The sequence below is a fragment of the Streptomyces sp. CB03238 genome, from assembly GCF_002099185.1.
Lineage (GTDB): Bacteria > Actinomycetota > Actinomycetes > Streptomycetales > Streptomycetaceae > Streptomyces.
In genome coordinates, this window is record NZ_NBCN01000009.1 from 106,593 (window position 1) to 124,983 (window position 18,391).

Annotated in this window: 18 protein-coding genes; 7 read left to right on the top strand and 11 right to left on the bottom strand. The window is 71.4% G+C overall.

All coding sequences use genetic code 11. From position 1 onward, the window contains the following. The first annotated feature begins 19 nt into the window (after window positions 1-19). Both BKD26_RS17955 and BKD26_RS17960 read left to right on the top strand, forming a co-directional pair. On the top strand, window positions 20-877 hold the full coding sequence (locus tag BKD26_RS17955) for a DUF4190 domain-containing protein (protein ID WP_084899061.1): 858 nt from the start codon (window positions 20-22) through the stop codon (window positions 875-877). 66 nt (window positions 878-943) lie between these two features. After that, a complete protein-coding gene (locus BKD26_RS17960; RefSeq protein ID WP_084899062.1) occupies window positions 944-1,711 on the top strand; it encodes a hypothetical protein in 768 nt (255 codons plus the stop codon). A 74-nt stretch (window positions 1,712-1,785) separates the two neighbouring features. Here the strand turns inward: BKD26_RS17960 and BKD26_RS17965 are convergent, their stop codons facing one another. The 3 genes from BKD26_RS17965 to BKD26_RS17975 form a co-directional block, all read right to left on the bottom strand. Beyond that, a complete protein-coding gene (locus BKD26_RS17965; RefSeq protein WP_179166578.1) occupies window positions 1,786-2,280 on the bottom strand; it encodes a hypothetical protein in 495 nt (164 codons plus the stop codon). Between the two features lie 136 nt (window positions 2,281-2,416). Continuing rightward, window positions 2,417-3,175: an HNH endonuclease family protein gene (locus BKD26_RS17970; protein ID WP_084899065.1), complete on the bottom strand. Its 759-nt coding sequence runs from the start codon at window positions 3,173-3,175 to the stop codon at window positions 2,417-2,419. A 16-nt stretch (window positions 3,176-3,191) separates the two neighbouring features. Next, entirely contained in the window at window positions 3,192-4,022 is an 831-nt protein-coding gene (locus BKD26_RS17975) for a hypothetical protein (RefSeq protein WP_084899356.1), read from the bottom strand. 119 nt (window positions 4,023-4,141) lie between these two features. Between BKD26_RS17975 and BKD26_RS17980 the strand changes: the two genes are divergently transcribed. Continuing rightward, window positions 4,142-4,708, top strand: coding sequence for a TetR/AcrR family transcriptional regulator (locus BKD26_RS17980; protein ID WP_084899067.1), 567 nt, complete (start codon window positions 4,142-4,144; stop codon window positions 4,706-4,708). A gap of 120 nt (window positions 4,709-4,828) precedes the next feature. Continuing rightward, window positions 4,829-5,392, top strand: coding sequence for a dihydrofolate reductase family protein (locus tag BKD26_RS17985; RefSeq protein WP_084899069.1), 564 nt, complete (start codon window positions 4,829-4,831; stop codon window positions 5,390-5,392). A gap of 13 nt (window positions 5,393-5,405) precedes the next feature. Here BKD26_RS17985 and BKD26_RS17990 read toward each other — a convergent pair whose 3' ends face one another. The 3 genes from BKD26_RS17990 to BKD26_RS17995 are packed head-to-tail and all read right to left on the bottom strand — an operon-like array spanning window position 5,406 to window position 6,177. After that, entirely contained in the window at window positions 5,406-5,663 is a 258-nt protein-coding gene (locus BKD26_RS17990) for a hypothetical protein (protein ID WP_084899070.1), read from the bottom strand. Next, entirely contained in the window at window positions 5,660-5,911 is a 252-nt protein-coding gene (locus BKD26_RS40290) for a hypothetical protein (protein WP_179166579.1), read from the bottom strand. Before BKD26_RS40290 ends, BKD26_RS17990 begins: the two co-directional genes overlap by 4 nt. 32 nt (window positions 5,912-5,943) lie before the next feature. Continuing rightward, on the bottom strand, window positions 5,944-6,177 hold the full coding sequence (locus BKD26_RS17995) for a hypothetical protein (RefSeq protein ID WP_084899072.1): 234 nt from the start codon (window positions 6,175-6,177) through the stop codon (window positions 5,944-5,946). Window positions 6,178-6,282: 105 nt separating this feature from the next. Here BKD26_RS17995 and BKD26_RS18000 point away from each other — a divergent pair, with 105 nt between their 5' ends. Further along, window positions 6,283-7,041: a GntR family transcriptional regulator gene (locus tag BKD26_RS18000; RefSeq protein ID WP_084899074.1), complete on the top strand. Its 759-nt coding sequence runs from the start codon at window positions 6,283-6,285 to the stop codon at window positions 7,039-7,041. 69 nt (window positions 7,042-7,110) lie between these two features. On the opposite strand, the gene BKD26_RS18005 is transcribed toward BKD26_RS18000, so the two are convergent. The 3 genes from BKD26_RS18005 to mfd are packed head-to-tail and all read right to left on the bottom strand — an operon-like array spanning window position 7,111 to window position 11,374. Beyond that, entirely contained in the window at window positions 7,111-7,518 is a 408-nt protein-coding gene (locus BKD26_RS18005) for a hypothetical protein (protein WP_084899075.1), read from the bottom strand. Continuing rightward, window positions 7,515-7,814 (bottom strand): hypothetical protein, encoded by a 300-nt coding sequence (locus BKD26_RS18010; RefSeq protein ID WP_073757555.1) that lies wholly within the window; start codon window positions 7,812-7,814, stop codon window positions 7,515-7,517. Before BKD26_RS18010 ends, BKD26_RS18005 begins: the two co-directional genes overlap by 4 nt. Window positions 7,815-7,843: 29 nt before the next feature. Next, the gene (mfd, locus tag BKD26_RS18015) at window positions 7,844-11,374 is read right to left on the bottom strand and encodes a transcription-repair coupling factor (RefSeq protein ID WP_084899078.1); all 3,531 of its coding nucleotides are present in this window, start codon (window positions 11,372-11,374) and stop codon (window positions 7,844-7,846) included. Between the two features lie 266 nt (window positions 11,375-11,640). Between mfd and BKD26_RS18020 the strand changes: the two genes are divergently transcribed. Continuing rightward, complete coding sequence (locus BKD26_RS18020) at window positions 11,641-13,086, top strand: DUF2079 domain-containing protein (RefSeq protein ID WP_084899079.1); 1,446 nt, start codon at window positions 11,641-11,643, stop codon at window positions 13,084-13,086. An 82-nt stretch (window positions 13,087-13,168) separates the two neighbouring features. Here the strand turns inward: BKD26_RS18020 and BKD26_RS18025 are convergent, their stop codons facing one another. Both BKD26_RS18025 and BKD26_RS18030 read right to left on the bottom strand, forming a co-directional pair. Next, a complete protein-coding gene (locus BKD26_RS18025) occupies window positions 13,169-15,748 on the bottom strand; it encodes an ABC transporter permease (protein WP_084899082.1) in 2,580 nt (859 codons plus the stop codon). Then, a complete protein-coding gene (locus BKD26_RS18030) occupies window positions 15,745-16,563 on the bottom strand; it encodes an ABC transporter ATP-binding protein (protein ID WP_084899083.1) in 819 nt (272 codons plus the stop codon). Before BKD26_RS18030 ends, BKD26_RS18025 begins: the two co-directional genes overlap by 4 nt. 335 nt (window positions 16,564-16,898) lie before the next feature. Here BKD26_RS18030 and BKD26_RS18035 point away from each other — a divergent pair, with 335 nt between their 5' ends. Beyond that, window positions 16,899-18,356 carry an MFS transporter gene (locus BKD26_RS18035; RefSeq protein ID WP_241518728.1) on the top strand — a complete coding sequence of 486 codons (1,458 nt, stop codon included), beginning with the start codon at window positions 16,899-16,901 and terminating at the stop codon, window positions 18,354-18,356. Window positions 18,357-18,391 lie beyond the last annotated feature (35 nt).

Consider the following 18,391-nt stretch of genomic DNA (forward strand, 5'->3'; position numbering starts at 1 on the left):
CACTGTCCGGGAGGCCCCCATGTCCGACTTCACGCAGCAGCCCCAGTACGGCGCCCAGCAGCCCTATCCGGGCGGCCCCGGCCCGTACGGCGGCGCCCCCGCCCCGCTGCCGGCCCGTAACGGGCTCGGCACCGCCGCGCTGGTCCTCGGCATCATCGGGGCGGTCTCGGGGCTGATCCCGTTCCTGTTCTGGCTGGCCGGCATCCTCGGCCTCATCGCCGTGATCCTGGGCCTGACCGGCCGCGGCCGCGTCAAGCGGGGCGAGGCCACGAACAAGGGCGTCACGACGACCGGCGCGGTTCTCGGCCTGGTCTCGCTGATCCTCTCGGTCGTCGGCGCCGTGCTCACCTACAAGGCCATGGACGACGTGGTGGACGAGTACAACAAGGGGGTGGCCGACACCGCGTCGCAGGACCCGGCCGCCGACAAGGGCGGCGACCCGGCCGAGAAGGACGCCGGCGCGGCGGACGACGCCACCAAGGGCAAGCCCCTGGCCGCCGGTGACACCTCGGTCTACGACAACGACGTGCAAGTGACCGTGTCCGAGGCGAAGTCCGTCAAGCCCGGCGAGTTCGCGGTCGGCCACACCGAGGGCAACAAGGCCTACGAGCTGACGATCGTCGTCGAGAACGCCGGCAAGGAGAAGTTCTCCACCGACTCGCTCAGCGTCAGCGCCCGCGCCGGCAAGGAGGGCGTGACCGCCGAGGAGATCTTCGACGGCGACACGTACGGCAACGGCTTCAACGGCGACATCCTGCCCGGCAAGAAGGCCACCGTGAAGTACGCCTTCGACGCCCCCGCCGACGCCAAGACGCTCACCGTCGAGGTCAGCCCCGGCTTCGACTACGACGCCGTCCAGTGGGATCTGAAGCTCTAGCCGCCCCTTCCACCCCACCGCAGGCTCCCATCCCCCGCTCCACCTCACCCCGGAGAACACTCCCCCATGCCTTCCACCACCCTCCGCGCCTTCACCCGCCCCGCCCTGGCCGCCCTCTGCGCCGCCGCCGCGCTCGGCCTGACGGCCTGCGGCCCCTTCGGTTCCTCCGGCGGAGTCGAGGAGACCGGTCCGTTCGCCGGGCTCTCCGGCCCGCAGATCGCCAACAAGGCCATCAAGGCCACCAAGACGGCCGACTCGCTCACCCTCGACGCGAACCTCCAGATGTCCGACGGCCCGGTCAAGGCCTTCATGGCCCTGGACACCAAGGGAAAGTGCGCCGGGACCATCTCCATGGGCCCCACCGGCACCGCGGAGCTGATCAGGACCGGGAAGGTCGCCTACATGCGCTTCGACGAGGCGTTCCTGCGGGAGCAGAACCAGGGCGGCTCGCCGGAGGAGACGGAGGCGGTCCTGAAGATGCTCAAGGGCCGCTGGGTGAAGACCGACGTCACGGACCCGGAGGCCAAGGACAGCCTCGAAATGTGCGAACTGGACACCATGCTGGCCGAGTTCGAGACGGGCATCAACTCCGCCCAGCGGGGCGAGGAGACCACCGTCAACGGCAAGAAGGCGCTGATACTCACCGAGAAGGACGGCGACGCGACGTACAAGATCTACGTCGCCACGGAGGGCGAGCCGTACCTGCTGAAGATCGAGCAGAAGGGCGGCGAGGAGCCCGGCACCATGTCCTTCCTCGACTACAACAAGCCGGTCCCGGCGAAGCAGCCGGCCGCCAAGGACATCCTCGACCTCAAGGAGCTCGGGGAGCAGTAGGGGGACAAACGGGGGACCACGGGGGAAGCCGGACAGACCGTCGGAGGGGGCGGCCTGTCCGGCTCGGCCGTGTTTCACGGCGCCCGCCCCACCGCCGTCGTGTCCACTGCCGCGGCGGTGGCCGCCGTCATGACCTTGTCGATGGTGAGGATCGGCAGGACCGTCGCGACACCGCCCACCACCCCGATCCACAGCGTCGGCACCACACCGATCGCCGAGCCGAGCCCGCCCGCGAGCAGCGCCGCCGGCGGCATGCTGCCCCAGACGACGAAGCGGATGGAGGCGTTCATCCGGCCGAGGAGGTGCTTGGGGCACAGGCTCTGCCGGAGGCTGACCTGGGTCACGTTGAAGAGCAGCGCCCCGACGGTCAGACCGAACTCGCCGACCAGCAGGACCGCACCCGCGAGGAACCGGCTGTGCGGGGCCACCAGGGCCGCCAGGGGGCTGGACACGGTGAAGAACGCGGCCATGAGCAGCCCGAAGGACATGACCGTACCGACGCTGAAGCGCTGCCGTGCCCTGGGCGCGAGCAGCGCTCCGAGGACGCCGCCGACCGCGCCGCAGGTCATGATGAGGCCGAGCATGAACGAGTCGACGCCGGAAGTTGGCGGAGGCCACGGAGTGGACGGTCGCGGACTGGGCGGTCGCGGACTGGGCGGTCGCGGACTGGGCGGTCACGACGCGCGTACCGTCCCGGCTGCGGGCTCAACCACCGCACTGCCGCAGCATCGCGCCCTTGTCCGCCGCGGTGACCGGCAGTTCGTACTTGAGCGCCGCCTGGGCGAAGCGCACCGCGTACGAGCACCGGATCGCCTTGTGCGGCGGCAGCCAGGACGCCGGGCCCGAGTCGCCCTTCGAGGAGTTGGCGGGCCCGTCGACCGGCAGCAGGTTCAGCGGGTCGTTCGCCAGCTGTTCGCGCTTGCGCTCCGGCCAGCGGGAGGAGCCCATCTGCCAGCTGTACGACAGCGGTACGACATGGTCCACCTGCACCTCGGAGGCCCGCTGCTTGCGCCAATCGATGGCCTTGCCGGTGTACGGGTCGTCCAGGGTCATCGCCACGACCACACAGTCGGAACCGTCACGGAAGCGCAGCTTCTGCCCGTCGCGCCGCAGCAGGTCGTTGCGGGTGTCGCAGCCGTTGCGCGCCAGCGGTACGCCGTCGGCGGTGTCGAGCCAGGCGTAACCGAACTCGTCCCGGTCGTAACCCGTCTTCGGCCCGCGCCCCTTCACGGCGAGCCGTTCGATGAGCCGCCGCGCCTCGGCCCGGTCGGCGTCCGACATGACGGGCGCAAGGCCCGGCTTCGTACCGTCCGGGTTGTCCAGCGGGACCGCCGCGCTCGGGGACGACGGTCCAGGCCCCGACGAGCCGTCACCGGCCGCCTCGCACCCGGCGACGAGGGACGCGGTGAGGGCGAGGGCCGCGGCGGGCAGGACGGCAGCGGTACGGGTACGGGGCGAACGCATGCCCGCATCGTAGGTGTTACCCCTTGCCCACCCCCAGGGTGTTCTCGCGGGGCAGCAGCCCGGCCCCGAGGACGGCGACCCAGACGCCGCCGAGCAGTTCGGAGAGCCGTGCCGTCTCCTGGTCCCCGAGCGCCGCCCATGGAGCCGCGGCGAGTTCGTCCGTACGCCGCTCCACCTCGGCGCGCAGCGCCCGCCCCGCCTCGGTCGCCGTACCGTCCAGGGTCACGAGCCCGCGCGCGGCGAGCCGTTCGCGGGCGGCCGCCCAGTCGTCCTCGCTCCAGCCGCGGCTCGCGAAGGTCCGCGTGGACGCGGCGCCCACGGCGGCGAAGGAGACGAGCGCCTCGACCGGGTCGAGCCCGGCGGTGAGCAGCGCGGCCACGTGGCCGTCCCCGCGGTGCTCGCGCAGCACGGTCGCGGCCTGCCACAGCACCAGGTGCGGTGCCTTCGGCCACTCCAGCGCGGCGTTGGCGGCGGCGAGCGGCCGCCCGGCGGGTACGGCGGCCTCGGCGGCGCGCCGGGCGAGGCGGGCGGCCTGTTCAAGCTCGTCCGCCTGCTCCCCGAGCAGCCTGCGGTAGAACCGGTCCATCGCCCGCAGCCGCGCCTCCACGACGTCCCCTGGTGCGGCGACCTCCCACGCGGCCGCCATGTACCGCTCCACCATCGCGGGGCTGAAGCTGTAGAACGCGGACGCGACCGGTCCGGCGCCCACGGGCCCGAGGGGCGCGGCGCGCCACGCGAAGTAGGAGGGCCAGCGTTCCTCGGTGCCGTACCCGAGCGCGGCGGCCTCCTCGAAGGCCTCCGGCGCGTAGTAGAGCACGGCGTGCAGAGGCTCCAGCAGGTGCCACATCTGCCGTACGCGCGTGACGTCCACGACCCACTCCCCGTCCCCATCTAGACACTGCCTAGATCCAGCGTCCCCTCGACACCCCAACTTGTCAATGCCTAGATCCGGCATACGCTGATCCCATGACCAGCAGCACCGACAGCCGACGCGCGTACCACCACGGCGACCTGCGGCGGGCCGTCCTCACCGCCGCCCTCGACGCCATCACCACCGACGGCCCGGCCGCCCTGAGCCTCCGCGACCTGGCCCGCCGCGCGGGCGTGTCCCACGCGGCCCCGGCCCACCACTTCAAGGACCGCGCCGGTCTGCTGACCGCCATCGCGACGGAGGGCTTCGACCTCCTGGCGACGACCCTCGCGGACGCGTCCGACCTGAGCGACGCGGGCGTACGGTACGTCCGCTTCGCCATGGACCACCCCGCGCACTTCCAGGTCATGTTCCAACCGGACCTCCACCACCCCACCGACCCGGCCCTGCTGGCGGCCAAGTCCCGCGCCGGCAACCGCCTCCGCGAGGCGGTCGCCGACGCCGTGGAGACGGACGACCCGCGACTGGCGGGCATCGCCGCCTGGTCCCTGGCCCACGGCTTCGCGACGCTGCTCCTGACGCACAACCTCACCGACCCGGTCGGCGACCGCGCCCCGGAGGACGTCTTCCGTTCCCTCGCCGACCTGCTGTTCGCGACCTGACCGGCCGATCGCCGTACGCCGTGGGCGGCCGGATGCCACGCTGATTTCTGTTCCGCTACGGCCGATGAGTTTCGGAGCCGCTCCCGGTCTTCTTACCAACCGACTCAAGGAGAGCATCCGATGCGCACCTTCAAGCTTCAGGTCCAGATGAGCGTCGACGGCTACATGGCCGGCCCGAACGGCGAGATGGACTGGATGACGTGCCCCTGGACCGACGACATCAACGCCTACCTCGACGCGCTCACCGAGCCGGTCGACTGCATCGTGCTGGGCCGCAAGCTCGCCGAGGGCTTCATCCCGGCCTGGGCGGCCGGCCCGGAGGGCGAGGACCAGGCGTCCATCGACAAGATGAACAACACGCCCAAGGTCGTGATCTCCAACAGCCTCACGGAGTCGCCGTGGGACAACGCCGTCGTCGCCGGAGGGGACCTCACCAAGATCGTGACCGATCTCAAGTCCCAGTCCGGCGGCGACCTCATCGCCTACGGCGGCGCCACCCTCGTACAGGGCCTGATCGCCGCGAACCTGATCGACGAGCTCCACCTGCTCGTCAACCCGGTCGCCCTCGGCGCCGGCCTGCCCGTCTTCGCCGACACCGGGGCGTACCAGCAGCTCCGCCTGGTCGCCGCCCGCCAGTTCGACTGCGGCATCACCGCGCTGCACCTGGAGCCGAAGCGCTCCTGAGAGGCGGGGCGGCTCAGTCGCCTTCGATGATCCGCAGCGCGTCGCCCAGCGCGTCGGTCAGGTGGGCGACCAGGCCGAGCAGCTCGGTGTCCGCCGCCCGCGAGCCCGCGAGGGTACGTTCGGCCCGGCCCAGCACGTGTCTCGCCAGACCGAGCAGGGCCGCCTCCCTCTCGTCCGCGAGCCGGGACACGGGGCCGTCGCCGTCACCGTCACCGATGACGTAACTCCGCTTCCCCTCGGCGCCGGACCACGGCAACTCCCGCACGCTCATCCGGCCACCCCCGCGCACGGGCACGCCTCTTCCCGCTCGCACGCCCGCAGATACGGCCTCACCAGCGCGCTGGCACCGCCGTCGAGGGGCTCGTACCAGTGCCGCACGGTCGCGGCCGGCCGCCGGACGGTGACGAGTGGGGCAGGCAGTGGCGGTGCGGGTCTCCCACCACCGGCCCGGTGGCGCCCGGGCGGAGTGGTGAACCGGGCCCGCACCCAGTTGGCGAATCGCAGCAGTGACGGGACCATGCGCCATGCCTTTCTGTCGTGAGGAAGCGGAGTCACCGGTCGATCTCGGCCCAGACGGTCGCACCGTCGACCGTGATGTCGTGCCCGTACCGGTCGGCGTCGGCCAGCGCCGACAAGAGTGCCCGCCGTCCGGGCTCGCTCAGCCGCACGGGCATCGCGACCTCGATGCGGATCACCTCGGGGGTCTCCCGAGCCTGCGGCTCCCGGCCCGCCATCGCAGCGAAGTGCGCGGCCAGTACGGCGGCCCGAGTGCGGTAAGAGCGCACAACCATCCCCCTGGTAAGCGAGTGATCACGCCCCGTAGTTCTACTTCAGTAGCTTGGACCTGATGCAGTAGCTTGTCAATGTCCCGTGTGAATGGAGGGCCGCACATGCCCCGAGAGGCGCCGTACCTTGAGGTGGCCGACTCGCTGCGGGCACGCGTGCTCGCCGGGGAGTGGGCCGTCGGAGAGCGTCTGCCGTCGAGAGCTCAGCTCGCGGAGGAGTACGGCGTAGGACGCAATGTCACGCAGCGAGCCATGGACCGGCTCATCGTCGAAGGCCTGCTCGAAGGGCGCGCGGGCTCCGGGACCTACGTCCGCAAGCCGCGCGAGCGCATGCGCATGGTGCGCTCGCGCCACCGTGAACGCCGCGGCGGCTCGCCGTTCCGTGCCGACATGGAGGAGCGGGGCAGCGCCGGCACCTGGGAGTCCCACAGCGAGGCCCGCACCCCGGCTCCCGCGCACATCGCCGAGCGGCTCGCGATCGAGCCGGGCGACCTCTGCGTGGTCACCCGGTACGAGTTCCTGGCCGACGGGCAGCCGGTGCAGCTCTCCACCTCGTGGGAGCCGATGTCCATCACCGACGGCACGCCGATCGTCCTGCCCGAGATGGGTCCGCTCGCGGGCAAGGGCGTGGTGGAACGGATGCGCTCGATCGGAGTCGCCATCGACACCGCCGTAGAAGTTCCGCGCCCCGCACGCGCGACTCAGGAACAGGCCAACCTGCTGGGCATCAGCCTCGGGGACCTCGTACTGGAAATCGAGCGCACGTATTACGACACGGATGGCCGCCCCGTCGAGACGGCGGACATCATCGTCCCGGACGTCCGCTGGGAAGTGGCCTACGAGTTCGGTATCGATCGGCGGTAAGGGGACGCCGACCTGGCCGATGCGGACGTTCGCACCCACGGGGTCACGGCACTCGTGCGAAGTCGCCGGTCACACAAGCACAGGGTCCAGCTTCCAGTCGAGCGTCGCGGCATAGGCGGCCACGTCGGCGGGGTCGGAGGTGACGACCGTGTCCGTGTGGTGAAGGACCGCCGTCAGCACGACCAGGGCGTCCACCGCGTCCGGCCGCTTCTTGTCCGGCAGGTCGGCGTGGCCCAGCATCCAGCCTGCGCGCCGGTAGTCGTCCACCGTGTAGGCCACGTGCACCCGGCATTGCTTGAGGAACTCGGCGAGGGCGTACTGGCGGGCCCCGCCCCGCCAGACCTGCGCCAGGACCGGGCCGGGGACGACCGGCGTGATTCCGGCAGCCCGCCAGGTTCGGTGCAGGTAGCGAAGCTTCGCGCTGCCACGCTCGACGGCGATCAGCGCGCCGCTGTCGTAGACGACGTGTGCCGTCATGCGGAGCGCTGCATCTTGGCGAAGAACCGCTCCAGGACGGCGTCCGCCTCCGCCTTGTCCTCCGCCGTCAGCGGCTCGGGCTCCGGCCAGATGGCGGCGTCGGCGGCGGCGTAGGCGGCGGCGGTCGCGGCGTCCGCGTCCCGGAACGCCGCGCTTATGGCCTCGTCCTGCTCGACCGAGGCCAGGACCCTGGACTCGATGTACGCCGACACGGTCACGCCCGCACGCTGGGCCGCCCGGCGGAGCCGCGCGGCGTCCGCCGGGTCGATGGTGAACGTCACCCGAGTCTTCGCCATACCTCGAAGGTAACACGGCGTATGAACATCTACGACCCCAGGATCGTCGTCAGGAACTCGCCCGTCCACGCCAGCAGTTCGCGGCCCACGACCGGCTTGCCGCCGATCTTGCCCGTGGTGGGGCGAGGGACCAGGATCTGGTGGGTGGGGGCCTTGATCACCGTACGGGGGTAGAGGCGCTTGAGGCGCAGCTCCTGCGACTCGCGCAGCTCCACCGGGGCGAAGCGGATGTTCGGGCCCTGGAGAACGATCTCGCCGACGCCGCACGCGCGGGCCAGCATGCGCAGGCCGGCCACCAGCAGGAGGTTCTCGACCGGTTCGGGCAGCTTGCCGTAGCGGTCGGTGAGTTCCTCGCGGACCGCCTTGATGTCCTCCTCCGAGTTCGCGGAGGCGATCGCCCGGTACGCCTGGAGGCGCAGCCGCTCGCCCGGCGCGTAGTCGTGCGGGACGTGCGCGTCGACCGGGAGCTCGATCTTGACCTCCAGCGGCGGCTCCTCCTCCACGCCGCCCTCCAGGGAGGCGCGGTAGTCCGCGACCGCCTCGCCCACCATGCGTACGTACAGGTCGAAACCGACGCCCGCGATGTGGCCGGACTGCTCGCCGCCCAGCAGATTGCCCGCGCCGCGGATCTCCAGGTCCTTCATGGCGACGTACATGCCGGCGCCCATCTCGGTGTGCTGGGCGATCGTCGCGAGGCGCTCGTGGGCGGTCTCGGTGAGCGGCTTCTCCGGCGGGTAGAGGAAGTACGCGTAACCCCGCTCGCGGCCACGGCCGACACGGCCGCGCAGCTGGTGCAGCTGCGAGAGGCCGAAGTTGTCGCCACGCTCGACGATCAGGGTGTTGGCGTTGGAGATGTCGATGCCCGACTCGACGATGGTCGTGGAGACCAGGACGTCGAACTTCTTCTCCCAGAAGTCCACGACCACCTGCTCCAGGGCCTGTTCGGTCATCTGGCCGTGGGCGATCGCGATACGGGCCTCGGGGACGATCTCGCGGAGGCGGGCCGCCGCCCGGTCGATGGACTCCACCCGGTTGTGGATGTAGAAGACCTGGCCCTCGCGCAGCAGCTCACGGCGGATCGCCGCGCCGATCTGCTTCTCCTCGTACGGTCCGACGAAGGTCAGCACCGGGTGCCGCTCCTCCGGGGGCGTCGTGATGGTCGACATCTCGCGGATGCCGGTGACGGCCATCTCCAGCGTCCGGGGGATGGGCGTCGCGGACATCGTCAGCACGTCGACGTTGGCGCGCAGCTTCTTCAGCTGCTCCTTGTGCTCGACACCGAACCGCTGCTCCTCGTCGACGATGACCAGGCCCAGGTCCTTGAACCTGGTCTCCGAGGAGAACAGGCGGTGCGTGCCGATGACGATGTCGACGGAACCGTCCTTCAGGCCCTCCAGCGTCGCCTTCGCCTCCGTGTCGGACTGGAAACGGGACAGGGCGCGGGTGATCACAGGGAACTGGGAGTAGCGCTCGGAGAAGGTGCCGAAGTGCTGCTGCACCAGCAGCGTGGTCGGGACGAGGACCGCGACCTGCTTGCCGTCCTGCACCGCCTTGAACGCGGCGCGCACGGCGATCTCCGTCTTGCCGTAGCCGACGTCACCGCAGACCAGGCGGTCCATGGGGACGGTCTTCTCCATGTCCTCCTTCACCTCGGCGATGGTGGACAGCTGGTCGGGGGTCTCCGCGTACGGGAAGGCGTCCTCCAGCTCCCGCTGCCAGGGGGTGTCCGGGCCGAAGGCGTGGCCGGGCGCCGCCATGCGGGCGCTGTAGAGCTTGATGAGGTCGGCGGCGATCTCCTTGACCGCCTTCTTCGCCCGGGCCTTGGTCTTGGTCCAGTCCGCGCCGCCGAGCCGGTGCAGGGTCGGGGCCTCGCCGCCCACGTACTTGGTGACCTGCTCCAGCTGGTCGGTGGGGATGTAGAGGCGGTCGCCGGGCTGGCCACGCTTGGCGGGGGCGTACTCGACCAGGAGGTACTCGCGGGTGGCGCCCTGGACGGTGCGCTGCACCATCTCGATGTAGCGGCCCACACCGTGCTGCTCGTGGACGATGTAGTCGCCGGTCTCCAGGGTGAGCGGGTCGATCGTCTTGCGGCGCCGCGTCGGCATCCGCTGGCCGTCCTTGCCGGCCGCCTTCTGGCCCGACAGGTCGGTCTCGGTGAGGACGGCGAGCTTCAGGCCCGGGTCGATGAAGCCGTACTCGATCGAGCCGCACGCCACGTGCACGATCGACGGCGAGATGTCGGTGAGGTCGGCGTCGAGGCGGGCCGCGATGCCCTCACCGCCCAGCACCTCCACCGTGCGGGCCGCCGGGCCGTGCGCCTCGGTGACGTACACCGTGCGCCAGCCGTCCGCCAGCCAGCCCTTGGTGTCGGCGAGGGCTCTGGCGGTGTCGCCCCGGTACGACTCCGGGGCGTGCATGCCCAGCTTGAGCGTGTCGTCGTCCAGCTCCTCATCGGCGGCGAACGGCGACACCGACCACCACATCATGCCGAGCTCGCGCGCCCGGTCCCGTACGTCCGCGATGCCCCACAGCGACGCCGCGCCGACGTCGATCGGCGCCTCGCCGCCGCCGGCGGTCGCCGCCCATGAGGCGTGCAGGAACTCCTGCGAGGTGGCCACCAGGTCGGCGGCCCGGGTGCGCACCCGCTCCGGGTCGCACACCACCGCCATGGAGCCCTTGGGCAGCACGTCCAGCAGCAGCTCCATGTCGTCGACCAGCACCGGGGCGAGGGACTCCATGCCCTCCACCGCGATGCCCTCGGCGATCTTGCCGAGCAGGTCGCCCAGCTCCGGGTGGGCCTCCGCCAGGGCCGCCGCCCGGGCCTTGACCGACTCCGTCAGCAGCAGCTCCCGGCACGGCGGCGCCCACAGGCCGTGCTCGGCGACCTCCAGGGACCGCTGGTCGGCGACCTTGAAGTACCGGATCTCCTCGACGTCGTCGCCCCAGAACTCGATCCGCAGCGGGTGCTCCTCCGTCGGCGGGAACACGTCCAGGATCCCGCCGCGCACCGCGAACTCGCCGCGCTTCTCCACCAGCTCCACGCGCGCGTACGCCGCGGCCGCGAGCCCCTCCACGATCTCGTTCAGATCGGCGGTCTGCCCGGTGCGCAAGGACACCGGCTCCAGGTCGCCCAGGCCCTTGACCTGCGGCTGGAGCACAGAGCGTACGGGCGCGACGACGACCGAGACCGGGCCGGTCGCCGGGTCGTCCGCCGACGGGTGGGCCAGGCGCCGCAGCACGGCCAGGCGGCGGCCCACCGTGTCGGAACGGGGCGAGAGCCGCTCGTGCGGCAGCGTCTCCCAGGACGGGTACTCCACCACCGTGTCCGGGTCCAGCAGGGTGCGCAGAGCGGCTGCCAGGTCCTCCGCCTCCCGGCCGGTCGCCGTCACGGCGAGCACCGGGCGGTCGGCGTCCCGGGCCAGCGCGGCGAGCGCGAAGGGACGCGCGGCGGGCGGGCCGACCAGGTCGACATGGGCCCGGTGACCATCGGCGGCGGCCTTCACCGCTTCGGTGAGGGCGGGGTCCTTGACGACGGCGTCGAGCAGACCGTGCAAGCTCATGAAGGCTTCCATCCGGGGGGTGTGGGCAACGCGAACCGCCCGACACGTCTCACGGGCCGGGGGTTCCCAGCGTACGACGTCGCTCCGACAGCCGCGCCCGAAACCTCTCCCGTCCCACGAAGCACCCCACGAAACGTCCGAAAATGCGTGCGGCAGAGTGTCAACCGGAACCGTCTCCCCGGACGTATACGCCAGGAGACCTGTCCGACCCGCGGGTCCCGCCAACCCGTAAGCACGTGCCCGAAGCCCGAAGGAGCCCCTCACCCATGCGTGGAGCCGTCCTCGCCCCGCCCACCGGCGGCACCGAACCGGTACCGATACCCGGGGCGCGCCGTCCCCCCGCGCCCGGGAACCGGCCGCGGAGCTGGACGGACCGCGCCCCGTACCTCCTCGCGCTCGCACTGTTCGCCGCGTACACGTCCCTCTCCGTACTGCGGTACCGCCGCATGGAGACCCGCTCCTGGGACCTGGGCATCTTCGAGCAGGCCATCCGCGGCTACGCCCACCTCCAGGCCCCGGTCGCCGACCTCAAGGGCCCGGGCACCAACATCCTCGGTGACCACTTCAGCCCCGTCACCGCCCTCCTCGCCCCCGCCTACCGGCTCTTCCCCTCCCCCATCACCCTCCTCGTCGCCCAGGCCGCGCTCTTCGCGCTCGCCGCGATCCCCGTCACCCGCGCCGCCACCCGCCTGCTGGGCCGCGCTTCCGGCCTGGCCATCGGCATCGCGTACGGACTGTCCTGGGGGATCCAGCAGGCGGCCGACTTCGACTTCCACGAGATCTGCTTCGCCGTCCCGCTGATCGCCTTCTCGCTCGAAGCCCTCCTGGGCCGGCGATGGCGCGCCGCGCTCCTCTGGGCGGTGCCGCTCGTCCTGGTCAAGGAGGACCTGGGCGTCACCCTCGCCGCGATCGCCCTGGTGGTGGCCTGGCGGGCCCGCCGGGACCCGTCGCGCGCCGCCCTGTACGCGATCGGCGTCGCCGTCCTCGGCGCGACCGCCACGCTCCTCACCCTCACCGCCGTCATCCCCTCCTTCAACACCACGGGCGGCTACGACTACTGGACCAAGGTCGACGGCGGCCCCTCCCCCTTCGCCGGCGCCGACACCAAGCTGCGCACCCTGGCCTGGCTGCTGCTGCCCACCACCGGCCTGCTCGCCGTCCGCTCCCCCCTCCTGCTGGCCGGGGCACCCACCCTCGGCTGGCGCTTCCTGTCCGGCGACGACCACTACTGGTCGACCGACTGGCACTACAGCGCCGTCCTGATGCCCGTCCTGTTCCTCGCCCTCGCCGACGCCGCCGACATCTCCCGCCGCAGCCCACGCCCCTGGCTGCGTACGTACGCCGACCGGCTCCCCGCCTGCGCCGCGGCGGCCGCGCTGGCCCTGACCACCTCGCTGCCCCTCGCGTCGCTCACCGAGGCCGCCACGTACCGCAAGTCGCCGCGGGTGGTCGCGGCCGAGGAGCTCCTCGCCCGCGTCCCCGACGGTGCGACGGTCGAGGCGAACGTCGGGCCGATCAGCCGCCTGGCCGGCCGCTGCCGCGTGCTGTGGGTGGGGGACACGCGGGGCGTGACGCCCGACTGGATCGCGCTCAACAACTCCTCCGGCTGGGTGCGCGACGCCCACACCTACGCCCGGCAGCTCCACCCGGACGCCCGCTACCGCGTGGCCGGTGAGGCCGGCGGCTACCTGCTGCTGCAGCGCCGCACCTGACCGGCCACTGGGCGCCGGGCGCCACGCGCGCCACCGGGCGCCGGGCGCCACCGGGCGCCACCGGGCGCCACCGGGCGGGGCGTCACTCGGTCGCGATGGCGTTCAGCACGTTCATCCGCCCCGCCCGGAACGCCGGGACCAGCGCCGCGAACAGGCCCACGAACGCCGACCCGACGAACACCGTCAGGATCGTCGGCCACGGTATGTCCAGGACCCCGAGCCCCTCCAGGGCCAGCAGCTTCTGCGCCGCCGTGCCCCAGCCCATGCCGAGGACCAGCCCGAGCAGGGCGCCGAAGAGGGCGATCACCACGGACTCCAGGCGGATCATGCGGCGCAGCTGACGGCGCGACAGGCCGATGGCCCGCATCAGGCCTATCTCCCGGGTGCGCTCGACCACCGACAGGGCCAGCGTGTTGACCACACCCAGCACCGCCACGATGATCGCCAGTGCCAGCAGCCCGTACACGATGTTCAGCAGCTGCCCGATCTGGTCCTTCAGGTCCTGCTTGAAGTCCGTCTGGTTCTGCACCTTGTACTGCGGATAGCCGGCCAGCGACTCCTTCAGCGCGGCGTAGGCCTCGCTCTCCTTGCCCTCCTCCGCCTTCGCGAACATGATCATGCTCTGGGGCATCTTCTCGGCCGGCAGATACCTCCCGGCCGTCGTGATGCCGGTGTACTTGGCGCCCTTGTCGACGTTCGTGTCGTCCGAGGTGATCGCCGCGACCTTCAGCCTGGCCGTCTCGCCGCCCTTGAAGGCCACCGCGATCGTGTCGCCGACCTTCACCCCGTGCCGCTGGGCGTAGTCGCTGCCCACGGACATCGCGTCCTTGCCGTACGCGGCCGTCAGCTCACCCGCGACGGTCTCACGGCGCAAGTCGGTGGCGTACGTCGGATCGGCGGCGATGACGCCCTCGTCCTCCTTCTTGCCGTCCGGCGACGTCAGCTCGGCCTCCACCAGCTTGTACTCCGTCACATGCGCGATGCCCGGCGTCCTCTCCAGGGCCGCCTGGGCCTGCGGCACGATCGGCCGGCCCTCATTGCCCGCGCTCTGGACGATGAAATCCGCGCCCACCGACTTGTCCAGCTCCTCCGTCGCGGAGGCGACCATCGACGACCCCACCACCGCCAGGCAGGCGACCAGCGCGAGGCCGATCATCAGGGCGGCGCCGGTCGCCCCCGTCCGGCGCGGGTTGCGCAGCGCGTTGCGCTCCGCCATCCGCCCCACCGGCCCGAACACCCGCAGCAGCAGGGCGCCGAGGACCTTGACCACACCGCCCGCCAGCACCGGGCCGACCACCACGAACCCGAGGAGGCTCAGCACGACACCCACGCCGAGGAACATCGACCCCTCGGCCGCCTGATCGGCCCGCGCCGCCACGTACAGCGCCGCACCACCCGCGCCCGTCAGGACCAAACCCACGATCCCTCGTACGAGACCGGCCTTGCCGTCCGCAGGGGTGCCCGCGTTTCGCAGGGCGGCCATCGGGGAGACCTTGCCGGCCCGGCGGGCCGGTACGTACGCCGCCAGGACGGTGACGACGACACCCAGGAGCAGGCCGATGGCCGGAGTGGTCCACCTGACCGTCAGGTCCCGCGTGGACAGCTCCATGCCCATGGACGACATCAGCTCCATCAGACCGACCGCGAGCCCCACCCCGGCGCCCACACCAAGCACCGAACCGACGATGCCGAGCAGCACCGCCTCGACGAGGACCGAGCGGTTGATCTGCCGGCGGCTCGACCCGATGGCACGCATCAGGCCTATCTCGCGGGTGCGCTGGGCGACCAGCATCGAGAAGGTGTTGACGATGAGGAAAATACCGACGAGGAAAGCGATCCCGGCGAAACCGAGCATCGCGTACTTCATCACGTCCAGGAACCCTGCGACGTCCTCCCGACCCGCGTCGGCCGCTTCCGCCTGCGTCTGGAACCGGTACGGCCCCTCGACGGCGGACGCGACGCTCCTCTTCAGCCGCTCATGACCGACCCCGGCGTCCGCCGCCACATACACATGGGTGAACCGGCCCTCCGCGCCCAGCAGTTCCCGCTGGGCCGTCGCGGTGTCGAAGTAGACGACGGCCGCACCGGGGTTGGTGACCCTGAAGGCGGCGATACCGGAGATCTTCGCCGTGAAGTCGCCGGTGACGGCGATCGTCCGCAGCTCGTCGCCCAGCCGCAGCCCGTGCTTCTCGGCGGTGTCGGCGTCGACCATCACCTCGGTCGGACCGCGCGGCGCGTGCCCCGACGCGATCTCCATCGAACGCAGGTCGTTGCGCGTCCAGTTGCCGGCGAACGTGGGGGCACCAGTGGTGGACCCCATGTTCTTGTTGTCCGCGTCGACGACCGTCACGCTCGTCGAGACGACCGCGCCCTCGGCCGACTTGACGCCCTCCGCCGCCTCGGCTCGCTCGACGACGGACGCGGGCATCGACTCGGGCCTGCCGGTCTGCGGCACCTCGTCGTCGGTCGCCGCCGACTTCGGGCTGACGGTGACATCCGCCGCCGACGCCGCGAACAGCTTGTCGAACGTCGTGTTCATGGTGTCCGTGAACACCAGTGTCCCGCTGACGAACGCCACCGACAGCAGCACCGCCACCGCCGACAGCGCCATACGGCCCTTGTGCGCGAAGAAGTTGCGCAGTGAGGTTCTGAGCACGGTCACGATGTCCGCCCCCGCGCGTCGAAGTCGGGGGTCTGGGGGTGTCCCCCGGAAAAACGCAGCATCCGGTCCAGGACCGCGTCGGCCGTCGGCCGGAACATCTCGTCGACGATGCGCCCGTCCGCCAGGTACAGCACCCGGTCCGCGTAACTCGCCGCCACCGGATCGTGCGTGACCATCACGATGGTCTGGCCCAGCTCGTCCACGGACCTGCGGAGGAAGCCCAGCACCTCCGCGCCGGCCCGCGAGTCCAGGTTCCCGGTCGGCTCGTCACCGAAGATGATCTCGGGCCGGGCGGCCAGCGCACGGGCCACCGCGACACGCTGCTGCTGGCCACCCGACAGCTGCGAAGGCCGGTGCTTCAGCCGCTCGGCCAGCCCCACCGTCTCCACCACCCGGTTCAGCCAGGCCACGTCAGGCTTGCGGCCGGCGATGTCCATCGGGAGCGTGATGTTCTCGATCGCGTTGAGCGTCGGCAGCAGGTTGAACGCCTGGAATATGAAGCCGACCCGGTCCCGGCGCAACCGCGTCAGCCTCTTGTCCTTCAGCTTGGTGATCTCCGTCTCGTCGAGGAAGATCTCGCCGCTCGTCACGGTGTCCAGGCCGGCCAGGCAGTGCATCAGCGTCGATTTGCCGGAGCCGGACGGGCCCATGATCGCGGTGAACTGCCCGCGCGCGATGTCCACATCGACGTGGTCCAGCGCGACGACGCGGGTCTCCTCCGCCCCGTACGCCTTCACGACCCGGCGCGCCCGCGCCGCGACGGCCGTACGCCCTCCAGTACCCCCGTGCTTGGGCATGGTCACAGCCGTTGTCATGGTAAGTCTCCTATATCGGTGATGACGGGACGGAACACCACAAGGCGCCGAAATCTGCGTACGGATACAAGTCTTCCGGGCCCGGCGCCCGAGCGCCCTGGTGCCCATTGCAGTCTTTGCCCTGGGGTTTCCCCCACCCCCCGCCCTCGCCGGGGGCTGTAGGAACAAGCTAAGGAACGAGCCCGTACCTTCTCGTCCTCCAGCGGGACGAACACCCCCTGGCCGGACGTGGGGAGATGCCCCTAGGGGTTCTCCCGCCGCGGCGGGAGTGAGAGGCTGACCCGACGAAATACGTGCATAGGGAAGGGACCTTGGTGGTGTCCGAAGCCGAAGCGATACCCCAGGCCGCGGCACCGGCCACCGCACCCCACCGACGCGGACCGGTCGTCGCGGCCCTCATGATGGGCATGGCCCTCGCCGCCCTCGACGGCACCATCGTCTCCACCGCCGTACCGCAGATCGTCGGCGACCTGGGCGGACTCTCCGTCTTCTCCTGGCTCTTCTCCGGCTACCTGCTCGCCGTGACCGTCACCCTCCCCGTGTACGGCAAGCTCTCCGACACCTTCGGCCGCAAACCCGTCCTCATCGCCGGCATCGTCCTGTTCCTCATCGGCTCGCTGCTGTGCGCCGCCGCGTGGAGCATGGCCTCCCTCATCGCCTTCCGCATCGTGCAAGGACTGGGCGGCGGGGCCCTCCAAGGCACCGTGCAGACCATCGCCGCCGACCTGTACCCCCTCAAGGAACGCCCCAGGATCCAGGCCCGGCTCTCCACCGTCTGGGCCACCTCCTCCGTGGCCGGACCGGCACTCGGCGGACTCCTCGCCGGGTACGCGGACTGGCGCTGGATCTTCCTGGTCAACCTGCCCGTCGGCGCCGTCGCCCTCTGGCTGATCGCCCGCCACCTCACCGAGCCCGCCCGCGCCCGCGCGAAGGTCCGCGTCGACTGGCCGGGCGCGCTCGCGATCTTCACCACGGGTACGTTGCTGCTGACCGCCCTCGTCCAAGGCGGCGTGGCCTGGCCCTGGCTCTCCGCCCCGTCCCTCGCGCTCTTCGCGGGCGCGACGGTCCTCATGGCCGTCACCGTCCTGATCGAACGCCGCGCCGCCGAGCCGATCATCCCCGGCTGGGTCTGGCGCCGCCGCACCATCGCGGCGGTCAACCTCTCCCTCGGCGCACTGGGCCTGCTGATGGTCGCGCCGACGGTCTTCCTCCCGACGTACGCCCAGTCCGTCCTGGGCCTCGGCCCCATCGCGGCAGGCTTCGTCCTGTCCGCGATGACCCTGTCCTGGCCCATCAGCGCGGCGTTCTCCAACCGCCTCTACACCCGCATCGGCTTCCGCCTCACGGCCGTCATCGGCATGACGCTCGCCATCCTGGTCCTGCTGGCCTTCCCGCTCCTGCCCTACCCCGGCGAACCGTGGCAGCCGGCGCTCATCATGCTCCTCCTGGGCGCCGCCCTCGGCCTCTTCCAGCTCCCGCTCATCGTGGGCGTCCAGTCGACCGTCCCCTGGTCCGAACGCGGCACCACCACCGCGTCCGTCCTCTTCTGCCGCCAGGTCGGCCAGAGCCTGGGCGCGGCGCTCTTCGGCGCCATCGCCAACGCCGTCCTCGCCACCCGCCTCACCGAGGGCGACCTGAACGACCCCGGCACGCTCACCCCCACGGCGGTGGACGCGGCGGTGGAGTACGTGTACGTCGGCGCCGCGGCGGCCGGAGCCCTGGCGCTCGTGGCCCTCCTGACCCTCGCCCCGCGCCGCTTCCCGGTCCTCACGGACGACGACCGCACCGCGTGACGGGCGTTGTGGGCGGTGTGGGACACCTGGACGCG

Coding starts and splice junctions, on each gene's coding strand:
- BKD26_RS17955 (WP_084899061.1), top strand. CDS start 20: ATGTCCGACTTCACGCAGCAGCCCCAGTACGGCGCCCAGCAGCCCTAT.
- BKD26_RS17960 (WP_084899062.1), top strand. CDS start 944: ATGCCTTCCACCACCCTCCGCGCCTTCACCCGCCCCGCCCTGGCCGCC.
- BKD26_RS17965 (WP_179166578.1), bottom strand. CDS start 2,280: ATGACCTGCGGCGCGGTCGGCGGCGTCCTCGGAGCGCTGCTCGCGCCC.
- BKD26_RS17970 (WP_084899065.1), bottom strand. CDS start 3,175: ATGCGTTCGCCCCGTACCCGTACCGCTGCCGTCCTGCCCGCCGCGGCC.
- BKD26_RS17975 (WP_084899356.1), bottom strand. CDS start 4,022: ATGTGGCACCTGCTGGAGCCTCTGCACGCCGTGCTCTACTACGCGCCG.
- BKD26_RS17980 (WP_084899067.1), top strand. CDS start 4,142: ATGACCAGCAGCACCGACAGCCGACGCGCGTACCACCACGGCGACCTG.
- BKD26_RS17985 (WP_084899069.1), top strand. CDS start 4,829: ATGCGCACCTTCAAGCTTCAGGTCCAGATGAGCGTCGACGGCTACATG.
- BKD26_RS17990 (WP_084899070.1), bottom strand. CDS start 5,663: ATGAGCGTGCGGGAGTTGCCGTGGTCCGGCGCCGAGGGGAAGCGGAGT.
- BKD26_RS40290 (WP_179166579.1), bottom strand. CDS start 5,911: ATGGTCCCGTCACTGCTGCGATTCGCCAACTGGGTGCGGGCCCGGTTC.
- BKD26_RS18000 (WP_084899074.1), top strand. CDS start 6,283: ATGCCCCGAGAGGCGCCGTACCTTGAGGTGGCCGACTCGCTGCGGGCA.
- BKD26_RS18005 (WP_084899075.1), bottom strand. CDS start 7,518: ATGACGGCACACGTCGTCTACGACAGCGGCGCGCTGATCGCCGTCGAG.
- BKD26_RS18010 (WP_073757555.1), bottom strand. CDS start 7,814: ATGGCGAAGACTCGGGTGACGTTCACCATCGACCCGGCGGACGCCGCG.
- mfd (WP_084899078.1), bottom strand. CDS start 11,374: ATGAGCTTGCACGGTCTGCTCGACGCCGTCGTCAAGGACCCCGCCCTC.
- BKD26_RS18020 (WP_084899079.1), top strand. CDS start 11,641: ATGCGTGGAGCCGTCCTCGCCCCGCCCACCGGCGGCACCGAACCGGTA.
- BKD26_RS18030 (WP_084899083.1), bottom strand. CDS start 16,563: ATGACAACGGCTGTGACCATGCCCAAGCACGGGGGTACTGGAGGGCGT.